General features: G+C 63.1%; 13 protein-coding genes. 6 read left to right on the top strand and 7 right to left on the bottom strand.

Annotation, left to right across the window (positions count from 1 at the left end; translation table 11 throughout):
* Position 1: 1 nt before the first annotated feature.
* Positions 2 to 1,312, bottom strand: a complete 1,311-nt coding sequence (gene purD / locus AC1DJW_RS08710; RefSeq protein ID WP_284754179.1) for a phosphoribosylamine--glycine ligase — start codon at positions 1,310 to 1,312, stop codon at positions 2 to 4.
* 135 nt (positions 1,313 to 1,447) lie between these two features.
* On the opposite strand from purD, the gene AC1DJW_RS08705 reads away from it, so the two are divergent.
* The 3 genes from AC1DJW_RS08705 to AC1DJW_RS08695 are packed head-to-tail and all read left to right on the top strand — an operon-like array spanning position 1,448 to position 4,481.
* Complete coding sequence (locus AC1DJW_RS08705) at positions 1,448 to 3,025, top strand: molybdopterin-dependent oxidoreductase (RefSeq protein ID WP_476901157.1); 1,578 nt, start codon at positions 1,448 to 1,450, stop codon at positions 3,023 to 3,025.
* Between the two features lie 36 nt (positions 3,026 to 3,061).
* On the top strand, positions 3,062 to 4,078 hold the full coding sequence (locus tag AC1DJW_RS08700; protein WP_390283557.1) for an asparaginase: 1,017 nt from the start codon (positions 3,062 to 3,064) through the stop codon (positions 4,076 to 4,078).
* Between the two features lie 16 nt (positions 4,079 to 4,094).
* The gene (locus AC1DJW_RS08695) at positions 4,095 to 4,481 is read left to right on the top strand and encodes a sterol carrier family protein (protein ID WP_284754162.1); all 387 of its coding nucleotides are present in this window, start codon (positions 4,095 to 4,097) and stop codon (positions 4,479 to 4,481) included.
* A gap of 66 nt (positions 4,482 to 4,547) precedes the next feature.
* On the opposite strand, the gene AC1DJW_RS08690 is transcribed toward AC1DJW_RS08695, so the two are convergent.
* The 3 genes from AC1DJW_RS08690 to AC1DJW_RS08680 form a co-directional block, all read right to left on the bottom strand.
* Complete coding sequence (locus tag AC1DJW_RS08690) at positions 4,548 to 6,038, bottom strand: cation:dicarboxylate symporter family transporter (protein ID WP_476901156.1); 1,491 nt, start codon at positions 6,036 to 6,038, stop codon at positions 4,548 to 4,550.
* A gap of 119 nt (positions 6,039 to 6,157) precedes the next feature.
* A complete protein-coding gene (locus AC1DJW_RS08685; RefSeq protein ID WP_476901155.1) occupies positions 6,158 to 8,998 on the bottom strand; it encodes an aminotransferase class I/II-fold pyridoxal phosphate-dependent enzyme in 2,841 nt (946 codons plus the stop codon).
* A gap of 14 nt (positions 8,999 to 9,012) precedes the next feature.
* A complete protein-coding gene (locus AC1DJW_RS08680) occupies positions 9,013 to 10,611 on the bottom strand; it encodes an amino acid permease (protein ID WP_476901154.1) in 1,599 nt (532 codons plus the stop codon).
* Between the two features lie 270 nt (positions 10,612 to 10,881).
* Between AC1DJW_RS08680 and AC1DJW_RS08675 the strand changes: the two genes are divergently transcribed.
* Positions 10,882 to 12,498, top strand: a complete 1,617-nt coding sequence (locus AC1DJW_RS08675; protein ID WP_476901153.1) for a PucR family transcriptional regulator — start codon at positions 10,882 to 10,884, stop codon at positions 12,496 to 12,498.
* A 4-nt stretch (positions 12,499 to 12,502) separates the two neighbouring features.
* Entirely contained in the window at positions 12,503 to 13,414 is a 912-nt protein-coding gene (locus AC1DJW_RS08670; protein ID WP_284754169.1) for a glutaminase, read from the top strand.
* A gap of 27 nt (positions 13,415 to 13,441) precedes the next feature.
* Here the strand turns inward: AC1DJW_RS08670 and AC1DJW_RS08665 are convergent, their stop codons facing one another.
* The 3 genes from AC1DJW_RS08665 to AC1DJW_RS08655 form a co-directional block, all read right to left on the bottom strand.
* Positions 13,442 to 14,206, bottom strand: coding sequence for an SDR family oxidoreductase (locus AC1DJW_RS08665; RefSeq protein WP_390283543.1), 765 nt, complete (start codon positions 14,204 to 14,206; stop codon positions 13,442 to 13,444).
* 21 nt (positions 14,207 to 14,227) lie between these two features.
* Positions 14,228 to 14,986, bottom strand: coding sequence for an aspartate/glutamate racemase family protein (locus AC1DJW_RS08660; RefSeq protein ID WP_284754172.1), 759 nt, complete (start codon positions 14,984 to 14,986; stop codon positions 14,228 to 14,230).
* Positions 14,987 to 15,077: 91 nt separating this feature from the next.
* The gene (locus AC1DJW_RS08655) at positions 15,078 to 16,646 is read right to left on the bottom strand and encodes an NCS1 family nucleobase:cation symporter-1 (RefSeq protein WP_390283540.1); all 1,569 of its coding nucleotides are present in this window, start codon (positions 16,644 to 16,646) and stop codon (positions 15,078 to 15,080) included.
* Positions 16,647 to 16,878: 232 nt separating this feature from the next.
* Between AC1DJW_RS08655 and AC1DJW_RS08650 the strand changes: the two genes are divergently transcribed.
* On the top strand, positions 16,879 to 17,124 hold a 246-nt coding region (locus tag AC1DJW_RS08650), incomplete at its 3' end, for a hypothetical protein (protein WP_441437755.1).

Here is a 17,124-nt window from a genome sequence, read left to right as displayed (position 1 = left end):
GTTAGGCCTTTACATTCGGGATGGAACCGGTAGCCGGGGAGACCACGTGGATCTCGCCACGGGCTGCCTTGCCGGCGATGTCGGTACGGAACTGTCCGCCGTCGAGCTGGACCAGCTCCACGCCGTCGTAAGCCCGCTCGCGGGCCTCCACGAGGTCCGTCCCCAACGCCACAACAGCCAGCACTCGGCCGCCGGCGGAGACGATCCGGCCTTCTTCGTCCAGTTTGGTGCCGGCGTGGATGACGTGGACGCCTTCCAGCGCGTCCACCTTGTTCAGGCCGCGGATACGGTCCCCGGTGCGGGGGGTGTCCGGATAGTTTTCGGCGGCGACGACGACGGCGACGGCCGACTCCTTCGACCATCGCAGCTCTTCGGCCTGGTCCAGTTCGCCCTTGGCGGCTGCCAGCATGAGGGCACCGAGCGGGGTCTTGAGCCGGGCCAGGACGGCTTGCGTCTCGGGGTCGCCGAAACGGACGTTGAATTCGATGACGCGCGTGCCGCGGGAAGTCAGGGCCAGGCCGCAGTAGAGGACGCCGACGAACGGAGTTCCGCGGCTTGCCATCTCGTCCACGGTGGGCTGGGCCACGCGGTCGATGACTTCCTGGACCAGGCCTTCAGGCGCCCAGTCGAGCGGGGTGTAGGCGCCCATGCCGCCGGTGTTGGGGCCTTCGTCATTGTCGAAGATCCGCTTGAAGTCCTGCGCCGGGGACAGCGGCACCGTGGTGCGGCCGTCGCATAGCACGAACAGGGAGACTTCGGGGCCGTCCAGGAACTCTTCGATCACCACGGTTCCACCGGCGTCGAAACAAGCCTGGGCGTGGGCGAGTGCTTCCTCGCGGTCATTGGTGACCACTACGCCCTTGCCGGCGGCCAGTCCGTCATCCTTGACGACATGCGGAGCGCCGAACGTGTCCAGTGCGTCTGCAGCTTCTGCAGCGTTTGTTGCCACGCGGGCCATCGCGGTGGGGACGCCGGCCTCGGCCATGACTTCCTTGGCGAACGCTTTGGAGGCTTCGAGCTGTGCCGCGGCCTTGCTGGGGCCAAAGACCGGAATGCCGGTTTCACGGACGGCGTCGGACACGCCCGCCGCGAGTGGTGCTTCAGGGCCGACCACAACCAGGTCAACCGCCAGCTTTGTCGCAAGCGCTGCGACGGCGCCGGGGTTGTTCCCGTCGATCGCGTACGTGGGGACCAGCTTGGCGATGCCGGCGTTTCCCGGAGCCGCATGGACCTCGGAAACGTTCGGATCCTTGAGCAAGGAGCGGACAATTGCGTGTTCGCGGCCGCCGGGGCCAATGACGAGTACCTTCACAGTCTTCAAGGGTACTTTGTGCGGGGGCAGGTCTCCTAAGCTATCTCCACCGCTGGACATGCCCACCCCTACCGCGGGCACCAAGAGGGAGCATGTCCAACCCATCTCGGGGGCCTCCAGCTACGAACAACCTGCATGAAGAAGCTCAGGAACTGGCTCAGGGGACCCACCGCATTGGCTGCGGCGGCAGGGGTGGCCGCTGCCGCCGTCGTACTTTCCGTTGCGGAACTGATCGGCGCCTTCTTTACGGCCCGGGCTACCCCTGTCATTGCGCTGGGCTCTACGTTCATCGACTTCACGCCGCCGTGGATGAAGGACTTTGCCGTGACCACGTTCGGCACCAATGACAAGGCCGCGCTGTTCGTCGGCATGGGCCTGACCATCTTCGTGCTGGCTTGCGTGCTGGGGATCGTGGCTTTCCGCCATTGGGCGTTGGGCGTGTTGGGTGTGCTCGGCATGGGTGCGGTCATTGTGGCTGCCGTGGTGACCCGGGCCGGCGTGAAGCCCGTGGATGCCATACCGAGCCTGATGGGCACTGTGGCCGGGCTCGTTGCCCTCCGCTTCTTGGTGGCCCGGCTCTGGCGGCTGAAGTCCTTCCCGGACGCCCCGGCCGACACCGCGGCCAAAGGCATCGAACGTCCCGCCACGACGCGCCGGACGTTCTTCGCCGCTACCGGTGTCACCGTTGCCGCAGCGGCCACCGCAGCCGGCGGCGGTCGGTTCCTGAGCGCCGCACGTAGCAATGTGGCCAAGGCGCGGGATTCTTTGAAACTCCCCGCTCCGGCCCGGGCGGCTGCTCCTGTCCCCGCGGGCGTCCAGTCCCCGACGCCCGGAGTCACCCCTTGGCTCACCCCGGCCAAGGACTTCTACAGGATCGACACTGCCTTGAGCGTGCCGGAGATCAATGCCCAGGATTGGGAGCTGCGGATCCACGGGCTGGTGGAACAAGAAGTGCGGCTCAACTTTCAGGACCTGCTCGACGCGCAACTGATCGAAACCCATGTGTCGCTCACCTGTGTATCCAACCCCGTAGGCGGAAACCTGGCCGGCAACGCCAAATGGCTGGGCATGCCCATCCGCGACGCACTCAAACAAGCCCGACCCAAACCCGGAGCAGACATGGTCCTTTCCACCTCGATCGACGGCTTCAGCGCTTCCACTCCCCTGGAAGTGCTCCAGGACGGCCGCGATGCCATCCTGGCTATCGGCATGAACGGCGAACCCCTCCCGCTGGAACACGGCTACCCCGTGCGCATGGTGGTTCCCGGTCTCTACGGCTTCGTCTCCGCGACCAAATGGGTGGTGGACCTGGAAGTCACCCGATTCGCGGACAGCAAAGCCTATTGGACCACCCGCGGCTGGTCCGAGCGGGGTCCCATCAAGACCATGGCCCGGCTTGAAGTACCCAAATCCTTCGCCAAAGTGCCTGCCGGCAGGGTCGCCTTGGGTGGTACGGCCTGGGCCCAGACCCGTGGCATCAAGAAGGTGGAGGTCCAGATAGACAACGGCCCATGGTCCGAAGCCACCCTTGCCGCGGAGGCATCTGTTGTCACGTGGCGGCAGTGGTCCTTCAATTGGGACGCTACTCCGGGACCCCACTACATCAAGGTCCGTGCCACGGACGGAACCGGCGAACTGCAGACTGAAAAACGGGCGGATCCCGTCCCTGACGGCGCCTCGGGATGGCAGTCCGTTATGGTGACCGTGGAGTAGCCCGGGAAGACGGTTCCTTCGCCCTAGACTTGCATCATGCCCTTGAGTTCGCATGAAACTTTCAGCGTTGAGTCCGCCGTCGAACTGGCAGTGATCGAACGCAGCGGCTTCATCGAATCGCGCCATATCGGTTCCGCGGTGGTTCTTTCCGGTGACGGTTCGGTGGTGACCCAGCTCGGCGACATCAGCACGCCCATTTACGCCCGCTCCGCGCTCAAGCCTTTCCAGGCCCTCGCGTCGATGCAGTCGGGGGTGCCGCTCCGCGGCGCCCAGGTGGCCTTGGCCTGCGCCAGCCATGTGGGCTCGCTGGATCACATGGACGTGGTGGAAGGCATGCTGAAAGCCGCCGGCGTCCGGGAAGAACAACTGCAATGCCCCTCGGCGTGGCCGCAGGACGAGGTCGCCCGCAATTGGCTGATCCGTTCGGAGCACGGCAAATCCAAGCTGGCCTTCAATTGTTCAGGCAAGCACGCTGCGTTCCTTTGGGCCTGTACCGAGAACGGTTGGGACACCCACAGTTACCTGGAACCCAACCATCCGCTCCAACAGCGCGTGCGGTCCGTGATCGAGGAATACAGCGACGAGAAGATCGCCCACTTGGGCATTGACGGCTGCGGTGCACCCGTTGCCGCGCTTTCATTGACCGGGCTGGCACGGGCCTATTCCCGCTTGGCCCGGGCCCCGCGGGACCAGAGCTCCAACGCCCGCGCGGCAACCATTGCCACGTCCATGCTGGACTACCCCTGGGCAGTGCAAGGCCGCGGCGAGGCGAACACGATCGTCATGGACGAACTCGACGTACTTGCCAAGGGCGGCGCGGAAGGTGTCCTGGTCTTGGCAACACCCGCTGGCGCCGCAGTTGCGGTCAAGATCCTGGACGGGAATCCCCGCGCGGCAACCTTGGTTGGACTCACGCTTCTCGCAGTTGCGGGCGCCGTGGATATTCCCGGTGTCTCGAGCGTGCTCGAAAAGGTTGTGGAGCCCGTCCTTGGCGGTGGCCACTCGGTCGGCAGGATCCGCCTGGGCAACGCCGTTTCCGCGCTGCTGGACTGATTGGAACTTGCGAACTATGGCAATTGCACGACGCCGGATCGACCTTGAGGAAGGCCGCGCGGCACTGGCCGCATGGCAGGCCGCCGTCGGGCAGGAAACAGGACCGGGGACGCCGCCGTCGCGCACTGTGCTGGCCACCGCGGTGCGTTACTCACTGGAGGAACTCACCGCCCGCGCCCCCGGCAACTCGGTGGAAGTCAGGGTGCCGCCGTTCGGCGTCACCCAGTGCGTGGAGGGCCCCCGGCACACGCGCGGCACTCCGCCGAATGTCATTGAGTGCGACGCCGCCACCTGGCTCGCGATGGTCACCGGCCGCTTGGCTTGGTCCGCAGCCGTCGACGCCGGCCGGGTAGCCGCGTCGGGTCTGCGCGCGGATTTGTCGGAGCTTCTGCCGCTGCTCTGAGCGTATAAATGGTTGATCGCCCCGCGGCGGTGCCGTGGGGCGATCAACTGGAATCGTGCGTGGTACCTAGTCCGGACTGACCGAAGGGCTCCGGTGTTGGCCCGGTTTGATCATTTCGAACTGCGGAATCGCGTCGGGATTCGGGCCGCCCCGGAATTTCGGCGAAGGCTCGTGTCCTTCGCTGAGGCGCTCGATTTCCTGTTCCTCGAAGACGTCTTCGGCTCCGAGCATGATGGCGGAATCCTCGTTGGTGATTTCACCGTTGAAGGCGCGGACCATGACCGAACGGTCGAATTGGCCTTCCCATTTCGCGACCACGAACGTGGCCACGCAGTTTCCGAGGAGGTTGACGACGACGCGCATGGAGTCCATGAGGCGGTCGGCACCCAGGAGCAGCGCGACGCCGGCAACCGGGAAGATACCCAGTGCGGCGGCCGTGGCCGAGAGAGCCAGGAACGACGAGCCCGGGACGCCCGCCATGCCTTTGGACGTCAGGAGCAGGACACCCAGCGCTGCCAATTGCTGGCCGAGGTCGAGGTGGTGGCCGAAGGCCTGGGCCAGGAACAACAGCGAGATCGAAAGGTAGATCGCGGCGCCGTCGAGGTTGAAGGAGTAGCCCGTGGGAACAATCAGGCCGGTGGTGGCCCGGGAGCAACCGGCGTTGGTCAGCTTGGTCATGATGCGCGGCATGACCGCCTCGGTGGATGCCGTGCCCAGCGCGAGGAGGAATTCCTCACGCGTGTACTTCAGGAACTGCCACAGGGGCACCCGGGCGAAGCTCCAGGCCACCAGGAACAGCAGGCCGATGAAGACGATGGCTGCCCCATAACAGGAGGCGATGAGGAGCGCATAGGTCCCGAGGGTGTCGAGTCCGTACTGGCCGATGATGAATGCCATGGCGCCGAAGGCACCGATGGGCGCCACTTTCATGATCCAGGACATGATCTTGAAGATCAGTTCCAGCACGGTTTCCATGAGGCTGATGACCGGGAGGCAACGCTCGCGGCCGATGACGACGATTGCCGCGCCGAAGAACACCGAGAAGAAGAGGACCTGGAGCAGGCTGTTGCTGGCGAAAGCGCCGATCACAGACGTAGGAATGATGTCCAGGAGGAAGGAAGCCGCATCCTTGGGCGGCGCAGTCCCGGTCTTTGCGTTGAGCGCATCCTGGGAGAGAGTGCTGGGATCGATGTGGAGTCCGGCTCCGGGCTGGACGAGGTTTCCCACGATCAGGCCGAAGACCAGGGCAAAAAGCGTGGCGCCGGTGAAGTACAGGAGTGCCTTGACCCCGACCCTTCCGACCGCCTTGACGTCGCCCACTGCCGAGATACCCGTGACGATCACGAGGAAGATCAGCGGAGCGATGATCATCTTGATGAGTTGAATGAAACCATCGCCCAGTGGCCGAAGGGCGGACCCGATGTTCGGCCAGAAATGGCCGATGAGTACACCTGCGACGACGGCGATCAGAATTTGGAAGAAGAGCGACTTGTACAGTGGCTTCTTCTTCCGCGGAGCCGAACTCGCCTTCAGCGCCGCAGAGTCTGGGATCTTCATTGATCTGAACCAATCAGTTTGGGAACAGCCCCTGATTTGGGGGGTTGTTTTCAAATGTAATCCCGATCACTTCATTCCACAAGGGGAAATTCAAATTTCACAATGTGGAATCTGCAGATTCAGCGCTGCACCTTCTCAACCTCCTTGTCCGCGAAGATCCGGAACCCGCGCGCTGAGTCGAAACCGTGGATTTCACGCGTATCCAAGGCAGCCATGAACTCAAGCGTCTGGCTGGTGATGACTTGGCCCGGGACAAGGATGGGGAAGCCCGGAGGGTAGGGCGTTACAAACCCGGCCGAGACAACCTCCTCCCCTTCCGCGATCCTGGCCTTGAGCTCGTCGGCCGACTGGTAGGTGGTTGATCCATCCTTGTAGCTCTCGAAATACGCGGCCCGGATGTCCCCATCGGGACTGAGCGGATCGCCCCGGTAGCGGTCCGCGAACCTGCTGAAGTCCGGCAAGGGCGGAGTGGCTCCCGTAAGGCCCGCGGGGAGACCGGCGTCTGCCGTTTTCCTCGCCGGCCGTTCCTCCTCGAAAGACTCGGCCAGTTTGACCAGGACTTCGATCAGGTAGGCGACGGCGCTGCGGGACGTGCCGATGTTGGTCATGAAGAGCACGGTGTTGCGGGAAGTCTTGTTGACTTGGATGCCGTGCTTGTCGGCAAGGTACCGGTGCCGGAAAGTGTCGCCGTCGATCCCTGTCCGGCTGATGTCCAGCGTGAGGCGGCTGGGGTCGACGACGAACTCGTCGTGCAGCCAGGCGTCCGCCAGCGCTGCCAATCCATCACGAAGAGGCATGGCACTGCCGGTTTCACGATAGGACGGCGCGATGAGGTCCCTCGACGTAAGGACCCGGAAGTATTTCTTCAGCAGGGGGTGGCGCGCCACTGCCTGGGCAACGATGGTTGCCAGATCCGCTTGTTTTTGAACGAGGCCGAAACCCTCAAGCTCCACCTGGCGGCGGCCGATGTCGAGGGAAGCGAGGATCTGGTAATTGGGTGATGTGGAGGTATGGGTCATATATGCTTCGCGGAATGACTCTTGGTTATGCTCGCTGAAGTCTTGGTCGAAGACGTGGATCATGGATCCCTGGCGTAGCGAGGTGAGGGTCTTGTGGGTGGACTGCGTGGCGTAGACGCGCAGCCGCGCTTTCGCTGGATCCGGGACAAGCCGGGTCTTCAGCCAGAGTTCATCATCCGCGGGCGCGCCCGTCGCCGCGTCGTGGAGGGATACCGCTTGTTCGGCGTGCCTGGCGGCATAGCCGGGATCACGGAAAGAGTCCTCAAGCTTCCTCGCCGCCGCCATGGCCGTCCTGCGCCGGAAGACGGGGTGGGACCGGGCGAAGGCGAACCAAGCTTCGTCCCAAAGGAAGACGAGGTCGGGTTTGATGGCCAGGCATTCTTCCATGACGCGTTCTACGTCATAGACGATGCCGTCGAAGGTGCAGTTGGTCAGCGTGATCATCTTAACTTCGTCCAGGCGCCCGGCACGTCTGTAGGCCAGTAATCGGGCCTTGATGGTGGCCAGGGGTACCGCACCGTAGAACGCGAACTTGTCCAGCGGATAGGCGTCCAAGTAGGAAACCTGGGCTCCGGCGAGGACGAAAGCGTAGTGATGTGATTTGTGGCAGTTGCGGTCGACGAGGACCACATCCCCTGGCGCAAGGATGGACTGATGAACGATCTTGTTGGCGGTGGATGTTCCGTTGGTGACGAAGAAGGTCTTCTGGGAACCGAAAGCCCGCGCCGCCAAGTCTTGGGCTTCCTTGATCGATCCGTGCGGATCCAACAGCGAATCGAGGCCTCCCGACGTCGCGGACGTCTCGGCCAAGAGAAGGTTCATACCGTAGAAGTCGGCCATGTCGCGGATCCAGGGCGAATTGCCCACCGAACCGCCCCGAGAGATCGGCAAGGCATGGAAGACGCTGGCCGGCCGCCGGCTGTATTCCTGCAGCGCGGTGAAAAACGGGGTCCTGTACCGCTCGGCGACGCCCGACAACAGCGATAGGTGCAGGTCGAGATTGTCTTGCCTTCGGAAAATCCTCCGGAACCGCTTGGTCAATGAACCCGCGAGGCTCTCCATGGCGACACCGGCTACGAGGTACACATCCAGTTCGGGGCGCAACTCGGAGATCTGCTCGGCCAGGCTAAGGAACCTGCCCAGCGGTGGCATTCCGGTGAGATCGGGGCTCACCAGGCAGTCGAGGTATTTCCTCAGGTCGCGGCCAAGCGGCTGGCTGCTGCCGATGGTGAATCCCGGGCGGAGAATGCATGCCTGGATGGCGGGATTCAGCACCAAGGCAACCAGCGCGTCCTCGTAGCTGGGAACCACGATGAGTTCATAGGTGAAGGCATCGGTCGGCCTCCGCTGGGCCAGCATTTCCGCTTTCAGCGTTTCGGCTTCTTGTTCGGTGATGTCGTCGACAAACAGGACCTCGAACCGGGGACGTTCCCTCGCTTGCCGTGGCTCCCGGGAGCCTTCGTCCTGAACACCCGAAAGGGGGCGCTCCGCCCCGGACTGCCCCGGTTCCGGGCCAACTCGGCCGGGATTGACTCGGTCCGGACTGGCGGACGCCATCAGGTGCGACATTCCGCGGATCGTCTCCGATCCGGCGTCGTAATCGCCCGAATCCACGCAGTCGAGGAGCGTTGCCAACGCGGCGAGCCCCGGAGCCGCCCAATACAGTTCCATGGCCTGAAGCAGGCGTAGCGCCTGGACGGCTTGGTCCTGCAGGCCGGAGCGTGACTGCGTTCCCGGTCCGCCCTTTGCCAGCTGCTTGAACGCGTACCCGAGAAACTCCCACGCGTCAGCACGCGAACGCCACGCGCTGCTCGGCGTCCGGATGTCCTGCCTGGGACGTTGCTTGTTCACCTGGCTTCGCTTGCTCGGAGCGGTTTCCGTGGTCAGGGTGCCGATGTTGGTTCGGAGCGTGATGCCGGGCAAGGTAATTCCGCTTTCCATCAATTCGTTGTGCATCAGGAGCGTTGGCCGCCCTGGGAGAAGGAGCCGGCGACGACGGGCAGGTCGCCGGTGTGGCCGCGCCGGGCCTCGGCTGCCGCCAGGATGCGTTTGCGGCAAGCAAACCAGCCGGCAATGAGGAGGGGTATCAGGAGCAGAAGGGAAGCGAGGACCCAGCGCCCCGTCTCCGAGAAGCCCATCGTGACGAGAACGAAGGCGAGGAAGGCGAGCGTGAGGTATGAGGTGAAGGGGGCTCCGAAGAGCCGGAATGCCGGACGCACGGCTTTGCCGAGCCTGACCCAGATTTGAAGCTTGATGTGGCACAGGATGATGGTTGCCCAGCCGCCGATGATCCCGATCGCAGACACCTCGAGAACGATCTCGAACACTTGGGACGGCACCAGGGCATTCAGGCCGACGCCAAGCAGCGTGATCACCGCTGTCAGCAGGATGCCACCGTACGGCACCCCCGATTTGCTCATCCTCGCAGTGAATTGTGGCGCGGAGCCATTGACCGCCATGGACCTCAAGATCCGCCCCGTGGAATAAAGGCCAGCATTGAGACTCGACAGGGCCGCTGTCAGGACAACGAAGTTCATCACCGATGCCGAAACAGCCGCGGCATGGGGATCGCCAAGATGGGAGAAGAAGGTGACGAAGGGCGATTCGCCGGATTTGTACGCCGTGAACGGCAAGAGCAGCGAGAGCAGCAGCACGGAACCGACATAGAAGAGCGCGATCCGGAAGACGACCGTGTTGACGGCCTTGGGCATCACCTTTTCCGGGTTGGCGGTTTCGCCTGCAGCCGTTCCAACAAGTTCAATCGCGGCATACGCGAACACGACGCCGCTGATCGCCAGCAAAGGCGCTACGGCGCCGGTCGGGAAAGCTCCGCCGTGGTCCAGGATCACGTCCAGCCCTGGAACGCCGATGTCGGTCTTCCCACCAAAGACGATGAAGCAGACCCCGACGACGAGGAAGGCAACCAGTGCAGTCACCTTGATCAGGGCGAACCAGAATTCCATCTCGCCGAAGATCTTCACGGAGACGAGGTTCAGGGCCAGGACAATGACGAGGGCGCAAAGTGCGATAAGCCATTGTGGGATTGTCTGCAGCGGCTCCCAGAATTGTCCCCAGAATTTGACGTAAAGCGCTACGGCCGTGACATCGACAATCGACGTCATGGCCCAGTTGAGGAAGTACAACCAGCCGGCCGCGTAGGCCATCTTCTCGCCGTAGAACTCCCTCGCATAGGACACGAACGAACCCGAGGACGGCCTGTGGAGAACCAGTTCGCCGAGGGCGCGCAGAATCAGGAATGCAAAGAACCCGCAAAGGGCGTAGACGAAGATCAAGGCCGGGCCGGAACCGTTCAACCGGCCACCCGCCCCCATGAAGAGGCCCGTTCCAATCGCTCCCCCGATGGCTATCATTTGGATCTGCCGGGGTTTGAGCGTCTTGTGGTAGCCGGCTTCCTCGCTTGAAAAGTCCTGCGCCGAGGTTGAACGGTCACCAAGAAGCTCCCGGTTGTTTTCGAGCGAATCAGCGGGATCAAGCCCGGCAATCCGATCCCGGGCGATCGGGCTCGGCGAAGGCGAGTTCAGTGTGGGTTTCATTCCAGGGGTCTCCTTTGACTCCGGTTCCGCGGGTGCGGCTGCATGCTCCAGAACTTGTCCCCGGCTTGAGTGTTGGATCACAGCTGCACTGCTGGATCGTCAGCGGAGGGACGGAAAACAACTCTAGGTTCCGGGGGAAGCGAAGGAACTGTCTGGCCAGCTAAATTCGCCCGATCCCCGTTGTGCTCGAATGACAACCCGTTCCGGCAGAGTGCGAGTAATGTTCATGGCTGTGGGCGCGGCTAAGCCGCTTAGAGGAAGTGAATACGGGTGGCACCCCTTGAATCTGCCGAGCATGTCATTGGCGCCATGCTCAGCGACATACTTGAAGACATCGGCGTCGACAACGGGCAGCTGCTGGTTCCTCCCGGAACGGACAATGGCACGGTTCGTGAAGCCGTGATCGTAGACGCCGAGGACGAGACGCCGGTCCAACGCGGGAGCTTGGTCCTGCTGATCGGAGCCCGGGGTCGCGCGGCTTTGCCGAGCATCCGGAAGCTGATTCCGGGCTACCCCGCCGCCGTCGCGGTGAAAGGGAACGAGGAGGAACTGGACGCCGTCCGGGAAATGCTGCTTCCCACCGGAATCGGGCTGATCGCTGTGTCTCCGGCAATGAGCTGGGGCACGCTGGAGAGCATCGCCAAGGACCGCATCCAGGAGCCGGCACTTTCCACCGACGCGTCCACGATCATCCACCGGGATCTTTTTGCTATCGCCCAGACCACCGCGACCCTGACCAACGGCCACGTGGTCATTGAGGATCCGGCAAACCGCGTCCTGGCCTATTCACCGGCCTCCAACGACGTCGATGAACTACGCAGGCTCTCCATCCTGGCCCGGCGTGGACCCGAACGCTACCAAAAACTGTTGAAGGAGTCCGGAGTCTACAAGCACCTGCAAGTGGCCGAAGCTCCCATCCACATGGAAGCCAACCCGACGGAAGGCCTACGGGAACGGGTGGCCATCGGTATCCACGCAGGCAACAGGATCCTGGGGTACATCTGGCTTCAAGAAGGGAAGGAACCCCTCGCTCCAAACACGGACAAGCTCATGGTTGGAGCTGCCCGGCACGCGGCAATAGAACTGGTCCGGCACCGCAACGAACAGTCCCAGGCACTACGGCGCGACAGGATCTCCAGCCTGCTCAGCGGCACTCCACAGATCCACTCCCAGGCACAGTCCGCGGGCATCGATCCATCCAAGCCGGCAGCCCTCGTCCTGATTTCCGCTAAGGGCGACGACGAGTCCGCGGCGGGACTGCAACTTCGGCGCGGCGAGCTGGCGAATGTGGCATCGATCCATGCGGCGGCCTATCGGCCAGGTGCGGTGGTGGGAGCCATCGGCTTGGAAATAGCCATGATTCTTCCCGATCTTGACCCCGTGAAGTCCCCGCCGGCCATCAACCGCCTCATCAACGTCATTGTCCGGGACGCAAGGGTCCACTTGCACTGCCAGGTGCAGGCCGCCGTCGGACCCGTCGTCGAACGCTTGGACGCGCTTCACGGCACCCTTGAGCACGTGCGCAGTGTGCTGAAGGTCCTGGAAAGCACACCCTCAATCCATGTGGCGTCCTACGCCGACGTGGAAACAACCGTTTTGACGAAGGAATTGCTGGAACTTCTGGCGTCGAGGACCGACCTTCGGCACGGAGGCATCAGCGTGCTGTGCAAGCGATACCCCGAGTTCGCCACAACTCTGCTGACGTATCTTGAGTTCTTCGGCGACGTGAACCGGTGCGCGGAGGAACTGGCCGTCCACCGGAATACCGTGCATTACCGGCTGAGGCGTGCGTGCGAAGTGGCGGGCATCGACCTCCACTCCGCAGAGCAACGGCTGCTCGCGCATCTTCAGCTCAGGCTGTGGACCCACCCCGAAGGACGGCGCTAAAACCATGGACCTCCAAAATCTCCTGGACGACATTGTCGGCACCGTTCAGCCCTTGCTCGGCCAAGGAGCCCCTGCAGACTACATCCCGAGCCTGGCCGAGGTGGATACCAAGCAATTCGGCATTTCCGTGGCGACCTCCAGCGGCGACGTGTTCTCCTCGGGAGACGCCGACGTCCCCTTCTCGATCCAAAGCATCTCGAAGGTGTACGCCCTCGCACTGGTGCTGGCCGGGGATGGCGACCGCATCTGGAAGCGCGTATTCCGGGAGCCTTCCGGCAATCCGTTCAATTCCCTGGTGCAGCTGGAACATGAGGATGGAATTCCCCGGAATCCGTTCATCAATGCCGGCGCCCTTGTTGTCACGGATAGGCTCCTCACCATCGCGGGCAGCTCGAAATCTCCTGTCCGGGAATTGCTCCGTCAAGAAAGCGGCAACAACTCCGTCGATACGGACCCCGAAGTGGCAGCTTCAGAGGCAGCGAACAGCCACCGCAATGCCTCGCTGGCACACTTCCTGGCCAGCTACGGGAACCTCGAAAACCCCGTGGAATCAGTCCTCGAGGCCTACATCAACCAGTGTGCCCTGGAAATGAGCTGCACCGACTTGGCCCTTGCGAGCAGGTTCCTGGCCAACAACGGCTTGCGCGGGAACGGCACGCCGCTGCTGTCCCCGTCCCAGACCAAGAGAATCAACGCCGTGATGCTCACGTGCGGCACGTACGACGCCGCCGGCGAATTCGCCTACCGCGTGGGGCTCCCTGGGAAGAGCGGGGTAGGCGGCGGCATTGTGGCCGTGGTGCCCAACAAATGCACCATCTGCGTCTGGAGCCCCGGCCTGGGACGATCCGGGAATTCACTGGCGGGCGTTGCCGCCCTCGACGAGTTCACCACCCGCACGGGCTGGTCGATTTTCTAGCCTAGGTAGGGTTCCAGCCGCAGCCAGCTAGCCGCGGCCCACGAACGGCATCCCCGCTGCGGTCACCACCACGGAACCAACATTGGCAGACGCCGGCATGTTGGCCATCATGAGCACCGCGCGGGCGGCATCCTCCACAGGAAACATCGGCTCCACGCGCCTACTGCCATCGGCTTGGAGTGCCCCCGAGCCTACGCCGATGGTGTCCATGATCTCGGTGCGGGTGTTGCCGATGTCGATCTGCCCGCACGTAATGCCATACGGACGGCCGTCCAGCTCGATGCTCTTGGTCAGGCCGCTCATGGCGTGCTTGCTCACGGTGTACGCGACCGACAATGGCCTCGGCGAATGGGCGGAGATGGAGCCGTTGTTGATGATGCGTCCGCCTTGCGGCTCCTGCGCCTTCATCGTCCGGACGGCCTCTGCCGCGCACAACATGGAGCCGGTGACATTCACGGCCAGGGTGGCATTCCAATCGGCCACGCTGATCTCGTCCACACCGCCGGAAGGACCGAAGACGCCGGCGTTATTGAACAGGACATCCACCCTCCCCCAGCGCTGGCGGGCCGCTTCAAAAAGGCGCGCGACGTCGTCGGGCACTGTTACATCGCACGGCACCACGAGCGCCTCGCGATGGCCGTCAGCAGTCTCGAGAAGCTGCGCTTCCCGCCGACCGGCGAGGGCAACGCGGTAGCCCTCCGTCAACAGAAGCCGGGCGACTGCCCGCCCGATCCCGGAGCCGGCTCCGGTGACGACGGCGACCCGGGACCGGGCGGGGGTGGTTTCGCTCACGCGGTTCTCCTGTTTGTTGAGCTAGTGCGCGGCGGGAGCATCCGCCGTCGTCGTGTCCGTTGTGGTCAGGGGCCAGCCTATGACGGTCTTTGGGCGCGGTGTGGCGTAAGTCCGGACCTTGGACGTGGACAGTCCCAGACGGACAAGCGATTCGGCGATGGTCACCGCCGCGGCCACTCCGTCCACCACAGGAACTCCGCAGCGTTGGCGGATCTGTTCGTCGAGGCCTGCCATGCCGCCGCAACCGAGGACGATGACTTCGGCTTTGTCGTCACGCACGGCACGCTCGGCCTGTTCCACGATGGCTTCGACCGCCCGGTCCGGGTATTCTTCCAGCTCCAGGACGGCCATACCGCTCGCACGGACCGATGCACAGCGCTCGTCGAGCCCGGCAAGCTTGAGGCGGTCCTCGATGAGCGGGACCGCGCGGTCCAACGTGGTGACCACGGAGTATTTGTGCCCGAGGAACATTGCGGTGCTGGCTGCGGCCTCGGTGATGTCGACCACCGGAACGTCGAGGAGCTCCTGGAGTCCCTCCCGGCCGTGCTCGCCATAGCCGGCCTGGATGACGGCGTCGAACGGTTCGGGATAGTTGACCACGCGGTCCATCACGGCGATGGCGGCGAGGTAGCTTTCAAAGTTTCCTTCGCAGGAATCGGCGCCGAACCGCGGGGTGATGCCGATGATCTCGGTGCCGGGAGCCGCGACGCTTCGCGCCTGGGCTGCGATGGAGTCGGTCATGGATTGGGTGGTGTTGACGTTTGCGACGAGGATGCGCATGTTTTTTCCTTCCGGCCGGTTAGCCCAACTAACTCGCAGTTGTTGTCGTTTTGACGGGCGAAAACGACAACAACTGCGAGTGAGTTGAATATTAGTGGTTGCTGACGACGGCGATCGGCTCGCCGGAGACGTCGGTGTGCTGCTGCTTCTTGTCCGCGAACACGTAGTAGCACAACGCGCCGATGCCTGCGCCGAAGAACCAGGCGAACGGTGCCACGGCCTCCAGTGCGGGAACGAAGGCAATGAGGACGGCGACGACGGCGGCCGGAACCATTGCGGCGATCGCCCGGGGGTTGACGCCGCGCTTGTAGAAGTAGGTGCCCGAAGGATGGTCCGTGTAGAGGTCGAGGACGTTGACCTTGCCGCGGCGCAGGAGCCAGTAGTCGGCCATGACGACGCCGAACAGCGGGCCGAGCAGCGCGCCGAGTCCACCCAGGAAGTACACGATCACCAAGGGGTTGTTGTAGAGGTTCCACGGCAGGATGACCAGGCCGATGGTACCGCTGACCCAGGCTGCCTTGCGGAAGTTCAGGTGCTTGGGGAAGAGGTTGGTCAGGGCGTAAACGGGTGCCACGAAGTTCGCCATGAGGTTCACTGCGATGGTCAGGATCAGCAAGGCAAGGCAAGCGAGGACAAGGAAGAGCGTGTTGGGGATGCTCTGCACGATGTCCGAGGGGCTCTCAATGATCTTGCCGTTGATCTTGTACTGGCCACCGGCCATGATGACCACGATTGCGCCGAACAGGAGCATGTTGATGGGGATGCCCCAGAAGTTGCCGCGGACAATCGACTTCTTGGACACCGAGGAACGGGTGAAGTCGCAGAAGTTCAAGACGAAAGTGCCGTAGATGGAGACCCAGAGCGCGCCGCCGGCAAAGATCGTGCGCCACATCTCGCCGCCTTCGAGGCCCTTGATGCCGGACCATTGGATGGCGCCCCCGGCCTCCACGAAGACCCAGATGGCAATGGCCAGCATGGTGGCGAGAATGATGGGACCTGCGAAGGCCTCGTACTTGCGGATCATTTCCATACCGAAGCTGACAATGACCAACTGGACAATCCAGAGCGAAACGAAGGCAATCCAGCCGAGGGTGGACAGGCCCAGGATCGAGTTGGCATCCATGTCCTTGAGCCCGGGGAACATGGCGACAAGCATGACGCGGAGCACCACGGAGGCAAGGTATGTCTGGATTCCGAACCAGGCAATGGCCACCGCGCCACGGACCAGGCTGGCCAGCTGGGCGCCCCGGATGCCGAAGCTGATCCGGCTCATCACCGGGAAGGGAACGCCGGTCTTCTGGCCCATGAACCCGGAGAACGTCAAGAGGGTGAACAGCAAGACCGCACCGATGCCAAGGGCCACGAGGATTTGCCACCCGCCCAGGCCAAGGGAAAAGAGGCCGATCGCGAAAGCGTAGTTGCCAAGGCTGTGGACGTCGTTGGCCCAGAGGGTGAAGATGCTGTAGCTGGTCCAGCGCCTGCCCTCCTTCTTGGTGGGGGCGAGGTCGAGGTTATAGAGGCTGGGGCTGATGTCGCGGCCTGCTGCGACGGACGCTACATCGCACAGGGTTTCATTTCCTACTGACGGATGGACCGAACTGCCTGGCAGTATGGCCTGCTCCGGAGCCGTTGTGACGCCGACTGGGGGAGTCGATTGCATCGTGGATCTCCACTTCTTTGTGGTGCTGCAACTAGGCTTCCGAGACGCTGTGAGAGGAGTTGAAACTTTTCGCATCGTGGAATCTAGTTATTGAATAGTGAAATAACTGTATGAGCTAGGTCACCTTTGGTCAAGGGCCCGCCTCCCGACGGCGGTCACAAACGGCGGCGTGGGGCCGCGAGGCCTTGTGGGCAGTAGTCTCCGCGGGACGAGATTGACGCTTGGCGAACGCATGGCTAATCTCGAATTACAGAATTTTATTCTCACAATACGAAATTTCTACGCACGTTTCAGCGCGCACCACAGTGCAAGCGCCCAGACATTCAATGAAGAGAGGTTGGACGTGGCTGCAGGAGAAGAGACCTCACACATCCTTAGCGGGTTGACTTCCCAGCTGCCTGATCGTGATCCGGAAGAGACTGCCGAGTGGGTTGAGTCTTTGGATGCGTTGATCAGGGAGCAGGGCACGGAGCGGGCG

Source organism: Arthrobacter sp. 05L417 (genome assembly GCF_056397865.1).
Note: the sequence above shows the minus strand (reverse complement) of the source record. Positions and strands in the feature narration are given on the sequence as shown.

What these genes read in the sequence shown, in the direction of transcription:
- AC1DJW_RS08670 (WP_284754169.1), top strand. Translation starts at nt 12,503, where the DNA reads ATGGACCTCCAAAATCTCCTGGACGACATTGTCGGCACCGTTCAGCCC.
- AC1DJW_RS08700 (WP_390283557.1), top strand. Translation starts at nt 3,062, where the DNA reads ATGCCCTTGAGTTCGCATGAAACTTTCAGCGTTGAGTCCGCCGTCGAA.
- AC1DJW_RS08695 (WP_284754162.1), top strand. Translation starts at nt 4,095, where the DNA reads ATGGCAATTGCACGACGCCGGATCGACCTTGAGGAAGGCCGCGCGGCA.
- AC1DJW_RS08680 (WP_476901154.1), bottom strand. Translation starts at nt 10,611, where the DNA reads ATGAAACCCACACTGAACTCGCCTTCGCCGAGCCCGATCGCCCGGGAT.
- AC1DJW_RS08690 (WP_476901156.1), bottom strand. Translation starts at nt 6,038, where the DNA reads ATGAAGATCCCAGACTCTGCGGCGCTGAAGGCGAGTTCGGCTCCGCGG.
- AC1DJW_RS08685 (WP_476901155.1), bottom strand. Translation starts at nt 8,998, where the DNA reads ATGGAAAGCGGAATTACCTTGCCCGGCATCACGCTCCGAACCAACATC.
- AC1DJW_RS08660 (WP_284754172.1), bottom strand. Translation starts at nt 14,986, where the DNA reads ATGCGCATCCTCGTCGCAAACGTCAACACCACCCAATCCATGACCGAC.
- AC1DJW_RS08655 (WP_390283540.1), bottom strand. Translation starts at nt 16,646, where the DNA reads ATGCAATCGACTCCCCCAGTCGGCGTCACAACGGCTCCGGAGCAGGCC.
- AC1DJW_RS08705 (WP_476901157.1), top strand. Translation starts at nt 1,448, where the DNA reads ATGAAGAAGCTCAGGAACTGGCTCAGGGGACCCACCGCATTGGCTGCG.